This window comes from Bradyrhizobium sp. (assembly GCF_035935975.1).
Taxonomy (GTDB): Bacteria; Pseudomonadota; Alphaproteobacteria; order Rhizobiales; family Xanthobacteraceae; genus Bradyrhizobium.
Genome location: NZ_DASYWN010000022.1, coordinates 267,988 through 281,925, shown reverse-complemented (window position 1 = coordinate 281,925; position 13,938 = coordinate 267,988). Strand labels below are relative to the sequence as shown.

General features: G+C 65.7%; 12 protein-coding genes and 1 pseudogene. 6 read left to right on the top strand and 7 right to left on the bottom strand.

Features of this window, described 5'->3' with window-relative positions; genetic code table 11:
• On the bottom strand, positions 1–153 hold a 153-nt coding region (locus tag VGR99_RS11240; protein WP_326898424.1), incomplete at its 3' end, for a sugar phosphate nucleotidyltransferase.
• Between the two features lie 138 nt (positions 154–291).
• Positions 292–405, bottom strand: a pseudogene (locus tag VGR99_RS11230) (NAD-dependent epimerase/dehydratase family protein); the annotation flags it as partial.
• A 208-nt stretch (positions 406–613) separates the two neighbouring features.
• Between VGR99_RS11230 and VGR99_RS11225 the strand changes: the two are divergent.
• Both VGR99_RS11225 and VGR99_RS11220 read left to right on the top strand, forming a co-directional pair.
• Entirely contained in the window at positions 614–1,573 is a 960-nt protein-coding gene (locus tag VGR99_RS11225) for a lysylphosphatidylglycerol synthase transmembrane domain-containing protein (RefSeq protein WP_326898411.1), read from the top strand.
• 276 nt (positions 1,574–1,849) lie between these two features.
• A complete protein-coding gene (locus VGR99_RS11220) occupies positions 1,850–2,065 on the top strand; it encodes a hypothetical protein (protein WP_326898410.1) in 216 nt (71 codons plus the stop codon).
• On the opposite strand, the gene VGR99_RS11215 is transcribed toward VGR99_RS11220, so the two are convergent.
• The 4 genes from VGR99_RS11215 to rfaD all read right to left on the bottom strand — a co-directional run bounded on the left by VGR99_RS11215 (position 2,043) and on the right by rfaD (position 7,828).
• Positions 2,043–3,965 (bottom strand): SDR family NAD(P)-dependent oxidoreductase, encoded by a 1,923-nt coding sequence (locus VGR99_RS11215; RefSeq protein WP_326898409.1) that lies wholly within the window; start codon positions 3,963–3,965, stop codon positions 2,043–2,045. The two genes, VGR99_RS11220 and VGR99_RS11215, sit on opposite strands and share 23 nt — an antisense overlap.
• An 83-nt stretch (positions 3,966–4,048) precedes the next feature.
• Positions 4,049–5,338 (bottom strand): O-antigen ligase family protein, encoded by a 1,290-nt coding sequence (locus VGR99_RS11210; RefSeq protein ID WP_326898408.1) that lies wholly within the window; start codon positions 5,336–5,338, stop codon positions 4,049–4,051.
• Positions 5,335–6,819: a D-glycero-beta-D-manno-heptose-7-phosphate kinase gene (gene rfaE1 / locus VGR99_RS11205; RefSeq protein WP_326898422.1), complete on the bottom strand. Its 1,485-nt coding sequence runs from the start codon at positions 6,817–6,819 to the stop codon at positions 5,335–5,337. Before rfaE1 ends, VGR99_RS11210 begins: the two co-directional genes overlap by 4 nt.
• A gap of 28 nt (positions 6,820–6,847) precedes the next feature.
• Positions 6,848–7,828: an ADP-glyceromanno-heptose 6-epimerase gene (rfaD, locus tag VGR99_RS11200; protein ID WP_326898407.1), complete on the bottom strand. Its 981-nt coding sequence runs from the start codon at positions 7,826–7,828 to the stop codon at positions 6,848–6,850.
• A 161-nt stretch (positions 7,829–7,989) separates the two neighbouring features.
• On the opposite strand from rfaD, the gene waaF reads away from it, so the two are divergent.
• On the top strand, positions 7,990–9,060 hold the full coding sequence (gene waaF / locus VGR99_RS11195; RefSeq protein WP_326898406.1) for a lipopolysaccharide heptosyltransferase II: 1,071 nt from the start codon (positions 7,990–7,992) through the stop codon (positions 9,058–9,060).
• Entirely contained in the window at positions 9,053–9,583 is a 531-nt protein-coding gene (locus VGR99_RS11190) for an HAD family hydrolase (protein WP_326898405.1), read from the top strand. Before waaF ends, VGR99_RS11190 begins: the two co-directional genes overlap by 8 nt.
• A gap of 253 nt (positions 9,584–9,836) precedes the next feature.
• On the opposite strand, the gene VGR99_RS11185 is transcribed toward VGR99_RS11190, so the two are convergent.
• Positions 9,837–10,874, bottom strand: a complete 1,038-nt coding sequence (locus tag VGR99_RS11185; protein WP_326898404.1) for a glycosyltransferase family 4 protein — start codon at positions 10,872–10,874, stop codon at positions 9,837–9,839.
• 126 nt (positions 10,875–11,000) lie between these two features.
• On the opposite strand from VGR99_RS11185, the gene galE reads away from it, so the two are divergent.
• Entirely contained in the window at positions 11,001–12,014 is a 1,014-nt protein-coding gene (galE, locus tag VGR99_RS11180; protein WP_326898403.1) for a UDP-glucose 4-epimerase GalE, read from the top strand.
• Between the two features lie 119 nt (positions 12,015–12,133).
• A complete protein-coding gene (locus tag VGR99_RS11175; protein WP_326898402.1) occupies positions 12,134–13,936 on the top strand; it encodes an ABC transporter ATP-binding protein in 1,803 nt (600 codons plus the stop codon).
• Positions 13,937–13,938 lie beyond the last annotated feature (2 nt).

Sequence of the window (13,938 nt, the reverse complement as noted above, 5' to 3'; positions counted from 1 at the left end):
CGAAGCGTCGGAGACGCGCAGCAGCGTGTCCTGGAAGGTCGAGCGGGTGCCGAACAGCGGCAGGAATTGCTTGGGGCGCACCTCGCGCGAGGCCGGCCACAGCCGCGTGCCGGCGCCGCCGCACATGATCAGGGGGATAATGCGTTTGTCCATCGTCATTTCAAACCTTGAACTAGTCCCGGTACCAGGTGACAAAATTACGAACTCCGTGCGCAATCGGCGTTGACGGTGCAAAGCCGGTGTCGCGCATCAGATCCTCGACATCCGCGAACGCTTCCAAAACGTCTCCCGGCTGTTGAGATTGTCGAGCCCGACCACCGGCCGGCCTTCGGCCAGAAGCTGCCGGGCGACGTGAAAGCCGATGAAGCCCGCGGCCCCCGTGACCAAAATCGCCTGATCCGTCATCCTGTTCCCAAGCCCCCCAGCCCGCGGCGCCTCTTTAGCCGGTATCACGGGGGCGCAACAGCCTCGCCGAGCGTCATAACGACCTTTCATGACGGCCCGCCGTCACCGCTATTGCAAGATCAGCGCCAAAACCATACCAAAGCGGCCGAATTCGGCGCCCTGCGTCGGGTTGCCTCAAATCTTCGCAAACCCTGCTGATGCGGACGAGATGCGCCGAATCCTGCTGTCGACGGCCAAGATCCTGATTTCCGGAGCGCTGCTCTATCTGGCGCTGCGCAAGGTCGACCTGACTGAGCTGTTCTCGCGCTTCAACGCGACCAGCCTGTTCTGGATCGGCTTGGCGATCGCGGTGACGTTTCTGCAGATCTTCGTCGGCGTGCTGCGCTGGCGCGAGGTCAGCGCCGCATGCGGCGCGCCGCTCGAGCTCGGCCGGGCCATGCGCTACAACGTGATCGGCGCCTTCTTCAACCAGACGCTGCCCTCCGCGATCGGCGGCGATGCGGTGCGGCTGTGGCTGGTCGCGCGCGCCGGCGCCGGATGGCGTGCGGCCACCTACTCGATCTTCGTCGACCGCGCGATCGGCCTGATCGCACTCGCGATCGTCGTCATCGCGAGCCTGCCCTGGAGCTACGAGCTCATCACCGATCCGCACGGGCGCTCGGCGCTGCTGCTCGTCGACCTCGCCGCGCTCGCCGGCGGCGCCGGCTTCCTGGTCTTCGGCGCGCTGAAATGGCCGTGGCTGAAGACCTGGTGGGGCACCCACCACATCCACGCCTGCGCGGTGATCGCCAACCGCGTGATCTTCAGTCCCACGCGCGGGCCTGCGATCGCGGTGCTGTCGCTGCTCGTCCACGTGCTCGCCGTCGTCATCGCCTGGTGCGTGGTGCAGTCGATCGCAGCGCCGGTCAGCTTCGGCCAGATCTTCCTGCTGATTCCGCCGGTGATGCTGATCACCCTGATGCCGATCTCGATCGCCGGCTGGGGCGTGCGCGAGGCTACGATGGGCCTCGCCTTCGGCTTCGCGGGCCTTGCGGCAAACGAGGGTGTCAACGTCTCCCTGCTGTTCGGCGCCGTATACTTCATCGTCGGCGCATTCGGCGGCCTGGTCTGGATCCTCAGCGCGGAGAAAGCCGCGCAGGGCTCGGCGCCGATCGGAGTGCGTGAATAAGGGTTCACGGGCAGCACGAAGCCCTGCGCTCATCCAGTCGGCGGATATCATCCCCCGGGCTTGTTTCCTATAATCGCCGGCATCGCACCGAGGACCCGGCATGAAGATCAGCGTCATCACGGCCAGCTACAATTCAGCGGCGACAATCGGCGCCACCATCGAATCCTTTCTCCGACAGACCCATCCCGAGAAGGGGCCGCTACTCGTTCCAGCTCGGTTGGATCCCGCCGCATCTACGACTACATGCTACGTACGCTGGCGCTGAACGACTACAGGGTGGCCTACGTTGCGCGCGTCATCGCCGATTTCCAGATGGGCGGCATCAGCACCATAGGCTGGGGCGTGACCTTGCGCGCCAATCTGGAGTACCTTCGATCGCGCCAGCAGCATCTGAACGCGCCGGCCATCGACGCCGCATTCTTCCTGCGCTTCGCCCGGCGGATCCTTCAGCTCCGAGCGCCGGGGTTGCTCAGGATGCAGCGCTCGCGCTGACACCAAACTCCGGAACGGCATCCTTCAGGATGGTCCTGATCGTGGCGCGATCGTCGTTCACGATGGCGAGCTCGAGCGCGGAGATCCATTTGCGCAGCGTCTGCATCGGCGGCTCGTTCGGCTTCGCCGCCATCACGCCTGCAACTCCGATATCGACAGTCGGCTCCTCCGAGGCGAACAGGATTTCGTTCAGCCGCTCGCCCGGCCGCATGCCGCTGAACACGATCTCAATGTCGTGTTCAGGCTGCAAGCCCGAGAGCCGGATCATCCGTTCCGCCAGGTCGACGATCTTCACCGGCTGGCCCATGTTCAGCACATAGACCGAGACGTCGAAACGCCTGGCGCCGAGCGCGTGGGTGGCGGCAGTAATGACGAGATCGCAGGCTTCGCGGATGGTCATGAAATACCGGACCATGTCGGGATGCGTCACGGTGATCGGGCCGCCGGCCTCGATCTGGGCCTTGAACTTCGGCACGACCGACCCGTTCGACGCCAGCACATTGCCGAACCGGACCGAGATGAAGCGCATGGGCGGCTTGCCGCCGCCGGCCTGCACGACGAGGTCGTGGTCGAGCGCCTGGCAATACATCTCGGCGAAACGCTTGGTGAGACCGAGCATCGAGACCGGCTCAATCGCCTTGTCGGTCGAGATCATCACCATGGCCTCGGCGCCTGCGGCAAGCGCGGCATCGGCCACGTTGATCGAACCGAAGATGTTGGTCTTGACGCCCTCGCTCCAGTCCCGTTCGAGGATCGGAACGTGCTTGAGCGCGGCGGCATGGAACACGATGTCCGGCTTGAACTCCGCCATCAGCCGCGCGATGCGCTCGCGATCGCGGATATCGGCGATCCGGCCCTCGATCTCGGCGCCGGAATGGCGCGCGGCGAGCGCCTCGGTGACCGCATAAAGGGCCGGCTCCGAATTCTCGACGATCAGCAGGCGCGCAGCGCCGAACGCCATCACGCGCTCGCAGATCTCCGAGCCGATCGAGCCGCCGCCGCCGGTGACGATCACGCTCTTGCCCTTGATCAGGGCCTCGAGACGCGCGTAGTCGATCGTCTCGCTCGGGCGCAGCAGCAGGTCCTCGACCGCCACCGAGGTGAGCCGCGGCATGTCCCCCTGCTCGAGCGATGGCAGGCGGCTGACGATCACGCCAGCCCGTCGCGACCGCATCAGCACGGACTCGGGACGCGCTTCCGGCTCGAAGGCGGACGGCGTCATCACCACCCGGGCGATCGGCTTGTTGCGCTTGTCGAAGCTGGCGAAGATGTCCTCGATGTCGTCGATCGCGCCGACGACCGGCACGTTGCGGATGAGCTGACCGAGATCGGCCCGCGACGGCGACAACACCCCGACCGGCCGCACGTGCTTGATGGCGCCGCTCTCGACGCCGCGGAGGACGACCTCGGCATCGGCGGCGCGCCCGATCAGGAGCGTCGTCGCGGCATTTTCGGTCCTGACGTGATGCATCACGCGGGTGTAGCGGAAATAGCGGTAGGTCAGCCGCAGCGCGCTCAGCGCCGAGATTTCCAGGAACCAGTAGAGGACGATGGTGACCTTGCCGAGAAAGAAGGTCCCGTGCACGTTCGGCGCGACGAAGATGTAGTCGAGCACGAGCAGGGCGACCGCCAGCACCGTGGCGGCACGGATGATGTTCAGCGCATCGGGCAGCGAGATGAAGCGCCACTTCGTCGTCGTCAGGTTGAAGACGAAGAAGACGACCACGCTGAAGGCGAGGAAATAGGGCAGGATCTGCAGCAGCAACGGCAGGCGGGCGGAGAAGTCCGGCCCCCCCTCGAAGCGCAGATAGAACGCAACGAACAGGGCCGCGGCCGTCGCCATCACGTCGTGAAGCGCGATCAGGAAATTACGCAAGGTAAGATGCGAAAGACGCGTCATCTGCGGCTGAATATCCCCAGTGCTGCATACAACCTGACCGCGCTGATAGCGCATCTCGCCGGGACTTGCCAGCGCTCCGAAGCTCAACCGCGAGCTTCTCCCGCGCCCTCGCCGGTCCGGCGTGACTTGACCACCATGCCGCCGGCAACGCCGACGCCAAGCACGTACATCCAGCCCTCGTGGAAGTCGAAAATATGAGAGTTGAAAAGCGATGTGAATATGTTCTGGACAACGACCAGCAAGCCGATCCAGTTGGCGAGTTCATCGCCGCGGAACAGGAGCAGATGCAGCCCCCACATCGCATACAGGATGACGATGCCGAGGACGCCCCATTGCACGGCCACGTTCAGCGTCTGGTTATGGGGATTGCCGATGACCTCACTTGAGGCCTTGTAGGGGCCGCCGGTGGCGGCCTGCTCGAACAAGCCGCGCGTCGAGCCGGTTCCATGACCGACGATTGGCCCCTCGGCGAAAAAGCCCAGCGATTTGCGCCAGAACTCGAGCCGAAGTCCGATCGACGTCGGGACGCCCTTTTCCTTGTAGAGCTGATACTGCGTGGAGAACGTTTCAATCGTTGTGTGCAGCTTCGACGAGGTATGCCAGGTCACCACGGCGAGGGCCGCGAGCGCTGCGAAGATGAGCAGGACGCTGCGCCATTTCAGATGCAGCAGCCCGAACACCGCCAGCATGATCGGAGCTGTCACGAGCGCGGTGCGCGAGATGACCACAAAGGCCATGTTGACGAAGAAGCTGAGCGAGATCGCCGCCAGCAGCGCGGCCAGCCAGACCCTCTTCTCCTGCAGCAGCTTCACGATCGGAAACGCCAGCGCGACCGCGCACAGCGTGAATTCCTGGCTCTGGTCGATATAGTTCTTCACGAAGATGCCGCGCGAGGCGGGTTCATCAGGCGGCTTCAGCGAGAGCGTGGGATGGAAAAAGACGAGCCAGGACATCACGGACAGCAGCGTGCAGGACACCAGAAATGCGATGAACACCAGGTGCCCGCGCGCCGAGCGTTCGAAATGATAGATCAGGATCGGAAGCACGAGCAGCTTCGCGGTCGGGTTCACGGCGTAGAGCCGCGCGCCCCAGGGCGCATCCGACCATAAGGTGCCGACGAGCGCGAGCAGGAACAGCGCGATCGGCGCCACGCAGATCGGCCGCTTCAGCGACCGCAGGAAGTCCCTGAGATCGAGAAACGGCACCATGCAGATCAGCATCAGGACATTGAAGATCGCCGCGAGCGAGGTCGACCAGGGCAGCGAGGCCGCAGTGAGGATGGCAAACAGGTCCACCGTCTCGGACCACGCTGCCGGACTGCGCAGCCGCCGGTGCACCGTCCCCCACATCGACTCCCGCGCGAGCTCCGTCACTTGGCCTCTCCGCGCGCGCGATGAACCAGCGCCGTCGTGCTGAACCCCTTGAGGATGTCGACCAGCACGACCACCCCGCCGGCGGCCTCGACCACCTCGTGGCCGACAACCTGCTCGCGGGTGTAGTCGCCGCCCTTCACCAGCACGCTCGGCGTGATGCGGGTGATCAGGTCGATCGGCGTGTCCTGCTCGAAGATGACGACGAGATCGACGGCCTCGAGCGCGGCCAGCACTTCGGCACGGGCCCGTTCGTCCTGGACCGGGCGATCCGCCCCCTTCAGCCGCCGCACCGAGGCGTCGCTGTTGAGACCGACGATCAGGCGGTCGCAGGCGGCGCGCGCCGCGGTCAGCACCTTGACGTGACCGGGATGCAGGATGTCGAAGCAGCCATTGGTGAAGCCGACGCGCAGCCCCTCCCCCTTCCATGCGGCGACCTGGGCCTCGAGCGCGCCGGGCGCGCTCACCACCTTCTCCTCGGCCGCGAGATAGGCATGCGGCAGGATCTTCCGGCGCAGCTCATCCGCGCTCACGGTGGCGGTGCCCTGCTTGCCGACGGCGACGGCGGCGGCCGCACTCGCCATCCGCAGCGCCGTATCCCAATCCGCGCCCGCCGCGATCGAGACCGCGAGCGCGGCGGCCACCGTGTCACCGGCGCCGGAGACGTCGCGCACCTTCACCGGGACAGCCGGAACGTGGACGGCCTCGCCCTTGCGCGGCACCAGCGTCATGCCGTGCTCGCCTTGCGTGACCAGGATCGCCTCGCAATCGGCGAGCCGCATCACGTCCTCCGAGGAATCGACGATGCTCTGCGGGGTGTCGGCGCGGCTGCGCGTGGCTTCCGAGAACTCCTTGCGGTTGGGCGTGAGCAGCGTGGCGCCGCGATAGATCGCCCAGTTCAGGCTCTTGGGATCGACGATCACGGACTTGCCGGCCGCTCGCGCGGCATCGATGGTGTGGCGGATCACGCGCGCGGTCAGCACGCCCTTGGCGTAGTCGGACAGCAGCACGATGTCGGCGCGTGCGATCTGCGGCACGATCGCCTCGATCAGCCTGGTCTCGACCTCATCGGAGGCAGGCAACGCCTGCTCCCAATCCGCGCGCAGCATATGCGTGGAGAAATGCTCGGAGACGAAGCGGACCTTTCGCGTGGTCGGCCGCGACGGGTCGCACACCAGCGCGCTCTCGATGCCGGCATGATCCGCCAGCGCGGCCTTGAGCCGCGCCCCGGAATCGTCCTCGCCGATAAGGCCGACGAAGACGCAGCGCGCACCGAGCGAAGCGATATTGCGCGCGACGTTGCCGGCGCCGCCGATATGGATCTCGCTGCGCTGGGCCGCGATGACGGGCGTCGGCGCTTCCGGCGAGATCCGCGACACCTCGCCATAGACGAACTCGTCCAGCATGATGTCGCCGATGCAGAGCACGGTGCGGCCGGAGATGGCTTGCGCGAGGGCATCGAAATCGAGAATGGGCGTCGGCATGGTCATTGGGTCTCAGATCCCAGGGGCCTTAACGGAAACGGTCGGGCCGGTCGAGATAATCCCCGACATAGGCCTTCACCGCGTCCTCGAGTGTCGTGAAGCCGCCGTTATAACCGGCGCGGTGGAGTCGATCGACCCTGCTCTCGGTGAAGTACTGGTACGCACCGCGGATGCTTTCGGGCATGTCGACATATTCGATGTTGGGCTTGGCGCCGAGCGCGGCATAGGCCGCCAGCATCAGATCCCTGAAGCTGCGCGCCTTGCCGGTGCCGACATTGAACAGCCCCGACACCGACGGCGTCGCCAGCAGCCACAGGATCACGCGCACCACATCGTCGACATAGATGAAATCACGGCGCTGATCGCCGTCGGCGATGCCGTCGCGGTGCGACTTGAACAGTTGCACGACGCGGCCCGCCTTGACGTCGTCGAAGCGGCGCGCCAGCACGCTCATCATCGAGCCCTTGTGATATTCGTTGGGGCCGAACACGTTGAAGAATTTCAGGCCCGCCCATTGCGGCGGGAGCGGATCGCCGTTCGCAACGCGCCCGGCGATCGCGAGATCGAACAACTGCTTGCTCCAGCCGTAGAGATTCATCGGCCGGAGTTTCTTCAGCGCCGGCAGCGAGGCATCGTCGTCAAAGCCTTCCGCTCCGTCACCATAGGTCGCCGCCGAGGACGCGTAGATCAGCGGCACCGCACCCGCCGTGCACCAGTCGAGCAGCCGCATCGAGAAGCGGAAATTGGTCTCGATGACGAGATCGCCGTCGGTCGCGGTGGTCTCGGAAATCGCGCCGAGATGGATCACGGCGTCGAGCTTGCGGCCCTTCAGCCAGTCCGGCAACTCGGCCGGGGGAACGATATCCACAAGCTGTCGCTTGGCGAGGTTCCGCCACTTGCCGTCGGACCCGAGGAGATCGCAGACCACGACGTCGCTGCGGCCGGCATCGTTCAGCGCGGCGACGACATTCGATCCGATAAAACCGGCTCCGCCGGTCACCAGCAACATTCCAACCACCCTGCCCGATTTTTGCGGCCCGATACCTGCCCTAGCGCATCATCTGCCAAAGTGTAAGCATTTTGGGACTGGCACTTTCCCCGGCTTTACCTGCCGGCCGGGAGCGGCTAACCGAACCGCCACATCAGAGCGCCCCCTGGCATAATTAACAAATGAACATCGATTCGCAATTTGGCGGAAGTGAGGATCGGAGCGACACACGCCCGATCCTGATCGTCCCCTATATGTGGATCGGCGATTTCGTCCGGAACCACACCGTCGTGCGGGTGCTGAAGGAGCGATGGCCGAATCGGCCGGTCGATCTCCTGACCACCTCCCTGTGTGCGCCCCTGGTCGATTACATGCCCGGCGTGCGTCAGGGCATCGTCTGGGACCTGCCCCGCAGCCGCCTCGCCGTGGGCCGCCAGTTCGGCCTGGCGCGGCTCCTGCGCGAGCGGAACTACGGCACGGCCCTGGTGCTGCCGCGGACCTGGAAGGCGGCCATTGCGCCCGCGCTGGCGGGTATCCCGGAACGGGTCGGCTTCGTCGGCGAGTTCCGGTTCGGCCTGCTCAACCGCTGGCGCTGGGGCGAGAAGAAGCTGCCCCGCTTCATCGACAAGAACGCCGCCCTCGCCCAGCCCGACGGCGCGCCCCTGCCGCCGGAATGGCCGGTGCCGCAATTGCGGGTCCCGGGTGAGGAGATCGCCCGCTGGCGCCAGGCCAATGGCCTCAGCGCGGGTGCCGCCGTGGCGCTCGCGCCGGGCTCGGTCGGCGTGTCGAAACGCTGGACCTACTATCCCGAGGCAGCCCGCCTGCTGGTCGAGCGCGGGCTGGAGGTCTGGGTGGTCGGCGGCCCCGCCGAAAAAGGCCTCGCCCAGGAGATCGTCGCGGCCGGCGGCCCGGGGGTGCGGGACCTGACCGGCAACGATCTGCGCAACGGCGTCCTCGCCATGGCTGCGGCCGGCGTCGCGATCTCGAACGATTCAGGCCTGATGCACATCGCGGCGGCGCTGGACACGCCCACCATGGGCATTTTCGGCCCGACCAGCCCCTATCTCTGGGCGCCCCTCAATGGGCTTGCCGCGACCGTGGTCCAGAGCAAGAGCGTGCTCGCCTGCCAGCCCTGCCAGAGCACGATCTGCAAGATGAACGACCACCGCTGCATGCGGGACATCGCCGCGCAGGAGGTGGTCGATATCGCAAGAGACGTGCTTGCGAGGACGCAGGGACTTGCAAATGTCTGACAGCCGCGCGCCGAAGCCCGCCGCCTTCCTCGATCGCGACGGCGTCATCAACCATGACGATGCCTATATCGGCACGCGCGACCGCATCCGCTGGATGCCCAACGTCGCCAGCGCCATTCGCCGCCTCAACGAGGCCGGCTATTTCGTGTTCATCTTCACCAACCAATCCGGCGTCGCGCGCGGCCTCTTCACTGAGGATGACGTGAACGATCTGCACGGCTGGATGCGCGACGAGCTCGCCCGCGACGGCGCGCGGATCGATGACGTCCGCTTCTGTCCGTATCATCCGGAAGGAACGGTCGCCGGCTACATCAGGGAACATGACTGGCGCAAGCCCGCGCCCGGCATGTTGCGCGATCTCATCCAGCACTGGCCCGTGCAACTCGACGGCAGCTTCGTGATCGGAGATCAGCCGAGGGATCTCGAGGCCGGCGAGGCGCTCGGACTGCCGGGTTTTCTCTTCCCGGGCGGCGACCTCGATGCGTTCGTGAGCGAGGTGATCGCCCAGACCAGGCGATCGTAAACGGCTGCGATCCGGCCGGCGTCAAAGTTCAAACTGAATTTCGGCGGGCGCTTGGTCGCGACCGGATCCCGGACGTCGCGCACGATTTGCGATGCTGCCTATATACCCCTGTTTTGCCCGACGAGTCAAACCGACTTCGTAAAATCCGCAATGGCATCACGCCACCCGCCAAGCCATTGATTTCGCTGACCCCGGCTACTGTGCATGGGGTTGTTTTCGCATTTTTTGTCCGGGGCCGGTGAAAAGCGTCCGCTCAGAGCAGCGGCCGATAGACCTCGCCGATCCGCGCCGCCTCGGCATCGAGGCTGAACTTCTCAAGCACCCGCGCCCGCCCCCGCTCGCCCATCGCCGTTGCGGCGGCCACATCGCGCATCAGCGGCTCCAGCGCCGCAGCCAGCGCATCGGCATCCCCAGTCGGGACCAGCACGCCGGTCACGCCATCATCGACCACGAGCTCGGCCGCACCCGCGCGCGCGGCGACGAGCGCGCTGCCGGCGGCCATCGCCTCGATCAGCGTCAGGCCGAAGCCCTCGTTGCGCGAGGTGAAGGCGTAGATCGTCAGCCGCTGATACCAGCGCTGCACCGCTTCGATCGGCAGTTCGCCGGTGATGACGATGCGCGATTGCAGGCTTGCGGCTTCGATGCGTTTCTTCAGGTCGTTGGCAAAGGGCGTTTGCTCCGTCGTGACCTGCCCGACGATGACAGCCGTGAAATCCGGATAGCGCGGCAGCAGCCGGCACATCGCATCGACGAACACGTCGGTGCCCTTCTGCGCGCGCACGCGGCCGAAACAGCCGATCGCGTAACGGCCCGGCAGCGCGGCTTCCGCCAAGGCAGCAGCGCGATCGATCGGCGGCGCATAGACGTCGGTGTCGACGCCGTGCGGGATCACCGTCGCCTTCACCTTCAGGAACGAGGCCGAGATATCGGATGTCGCGATGATCGCGTCCATTCGCCGGATCAGCCAGCGCGTGATCCCGCTGTGATGCCGCTGCGCCGCTGAGGTGAAGACGAGCTTCAAGGGCCAGCCTAGCGCACGCAGCAGCACGCCCGCGATCATCTCGTTGTTGCGGCGCGCGTGCCAGATCAAGGGCTGCTTGCGGCGCCACAGCTTCAGGAGATCAGTCGTGCTCAGCCGTGCGATGCCCTCCGGCGCATCCGAGCCGAACCACGCGGCGCGATACAGCCTCGCCAGCCGCGGCGCCACCATCCGGTTGGTCGCGGTGACCCCGGAATAGCGCCTGTGCAGATTTGGCACGATCACTTCGAGATCGCCGGGGGGATTGGCCACGTCATGCTCCATTCAGCAGGCCCCCTATACGCAACATTAAGCATAGTGACCAGTTCAGGGCTGCCGATACCCCCTCTTCACCACGCAGACGCTAGCATCCCGCGTTGATCGAAGACGGGTGAGATCATGACTGTGCTAGTCACCGGCGGTGCCGGCTATATCGGAAGTCACACGGTCCTGGCGCTGGCGGAAGCCGGCGAGGACGTCGTCGTGATCGACGATCTCTCGACCGGTTTCTCCGCCTATCTGCCCGAGGGCGTGCCGCTGTTCATCGGCGATGCCGGCGACGAGAATCTGCTCGAGGGCGTCATCGCCCAGCACAATATCGAGAGCATCATCCATTTCGCGGGCTCCGTCGTCGTGCCGGATTCGATGCGCGATCCGCTCGGCTACTACCGCAACAATTTCACCACCGCGCGCAACCTTCTCAACGTCGCGGTGAAGCGCGGCATCGGCCGCTTCATCTTCTCCTCGACCGCCGCCGTCTACGGCAATCCGGACCAGGTGCCGGTGCCCGAGCACGCAGCCACGCGGCCGCTGTCGCCCTACGGCTCGTCGAAGCTGATGACCGAGATCATGCTGCACGACGTCGCCGCCGCCTACGGCATGCAGTACGTGACCCTGCGCTATTTCAACGTCGCCGGCGCCGACCCGCAGGCGCGTATCGGGCTTGCCACCGTCGGCGCCACGCATCTGCTCAAGATCGCGGTGGAAGCCGCAACCGGCCAGCGCGCCAAGATCGACGTGTTCGGCACCGACTATCCGACCCAGGACGGTAGCTGCATCCGCGACTTCATCCACGTCACGGATCTCTCGCAGGCGCATCGCTCCGCGCTGGCCTATTTGCGCAACGGCGGCGCCTCGACGACGCTGAATTGCGGCTATGGCCGCGGCTATTCGGTGCTGGAGACCATCGACGCGGTGCGCCGGGTCTCGGGCCGCAGCTTCGCCGTTCAGTATGCCCCGCGCCGGCCCGGCGACATCATGACCATGGTCGCCGACACCAGCCGGATCCGCAGCCTGCTCGACTGGAAGCCGCAATACGAGGACCTCGAGACCATCGCCGCCCATGCGCTGGCCTGGGAGGACAAGCTGTTCCGCGACCGCCACGGCGAGCTCCGCCACGCCGCCTCGGCCTAGATTCCCTTCCAGCGCAAGCCCTTAATTGGGCTTGAAAAGCCCCGCTTTAGCGGGCACAGAGGCCCTTCGATCCCTGACGCGCGGGCAGGCTTTTAGCCTGAGCCGTCAATGGACACCGGATGGCCCAGTTTCCAAAGAAAATCACCGACGATCCCTATGCGGCAATGGCCCTCATTCGCCGCCTGGTCATGGAACAGGGCGTCGTCTACTGGCGGCGCTACCTCGTCGCCTTCGCGCTGATGGCGCTCGCCGCGGGCTCGACCGCCTGCGCGACCTACGTGCTCGGCCAGGTCATCAACCAGGCCTATGTCGACAAGAACATCCCGGGCATCGCGATGTTCTCGGGCATCACGGTGGTCCTGCTGTTCATCAAGGGCGTGGCGACCTACGGCCACATGGTGATCCTGACCAAGATCAGCAACGCGATCCTCGCCACCAACCAGCGCCAGCTGTTCGCCAAGCTGATGCGCGAGAACGTCGGCTTCTTCTCCGAACGGCACTCGTCCGAATTCCTGGCGCGGCTGACGGCCGGCGCCAAATCCATCACCGACGTGCTCAACATGCTGGTCAACGCCATCGGGCGCGACTTGCTGATGCTGCTCGCCATGATCGGCGTGATGGTGTGGCAGGATCCGCTGATGTCGTTCATCGGCCTCGTCGCGGTGCCACCGGCGATGCTGGTGCTGCGCAAGCTGGTCAAGCGGATCAAGGGCCTCGCCTACAACCAGTTCACCGGCACCGCCGACATCATGGAGACGATGCAGGAATCGCTGCAGGGCATCCGCACCGTCAAGGCGTTCACGCTCGAAGACACCATGCAGAGCCGGATCGACGAGAACATCGCGATCGTCGAGCGCAACGCCAACAAGATGGCCCGCGTCGCCAACCGCTCCAACCCGCTGATGGAGATGCTCGGCGGCTTCGCCGTCGCCGGCTGCCTGATGTACGGCGGCTATGCCGTGGTCGCGCTCAACGCCACGCCCGGTGCGTTCTTCTCCTTCATGACCGCGTTCCTGATGGCGACCGAGCCGGCCAAGCGCCTTGCCCGGCTCAACATCGACCTCAACAGCCAGCTCGTCGGCGCGCGCATGCTGCTCGAGATCATCGACAGCCCGGCGAGCGAGCATTCCGACGACGACAAGCCGGCGCTGAAGCTCACCGATGCTAGAATCGAGTTGCGCGACGTTAGCTTCTGCTATCGCGCCAACGAGACCATCCTCAACCGCATGAGCTTCGTCGCGGAGCCGGGCAAGGTCACCGCGCTGGTCGGCCCGTCCGGCGGCGGCAAGTCGACCGTGCTGGCGCTGCTGCTGCGCTTCTACGAGGTGACGCAAGGCGACATCGTGATCGACGGCCAGTCGATCGGCGCGGTCTCACGCAAATCGCTGCGGTCGCAGACCGCCTATGTCGGCCAGGACGTCTATCTGTTCCGCGACACCATCCGCCGCAACATCGCCTTCGGCAAGCCGGGCGCGAGCGAGGACGAGATCATCGACGCCGCGAAGGCGGCCTGCGCGCACGACTTCATCATGAGCTTCCCGCTCGGCTACGACACGCCGGTCGGCGAGCACGGCACGCAGCTCTCCGGCGGCCAGCGCCAGCGCATCGCAGTGGCGCGCGCGCTGATCAAGAACGCGCCGATCATCCTCTTGGACGAGGCCACCGCCGCGCTGGATTCCGAATCCGAGCGGCAGGTGCAGGAGGCGATCGAGCATCTCTGCCGGAACCGCACCACCATCGTGATCGCGCACCGCCTGCACACCATCATGCACGCCGACGCGATCCTGGTGGTCGAGGGCGGCGAGATCGTCGAGCAGGGCCGCCACGACGAGCTGCTCCGCCGCGGTGGGCGTTACGCCTCGTTCTTCCGCCTGCAGCATCACGACGCCGGCGCTCTGGCGCCGATCAGCGCTACCGCATAGAG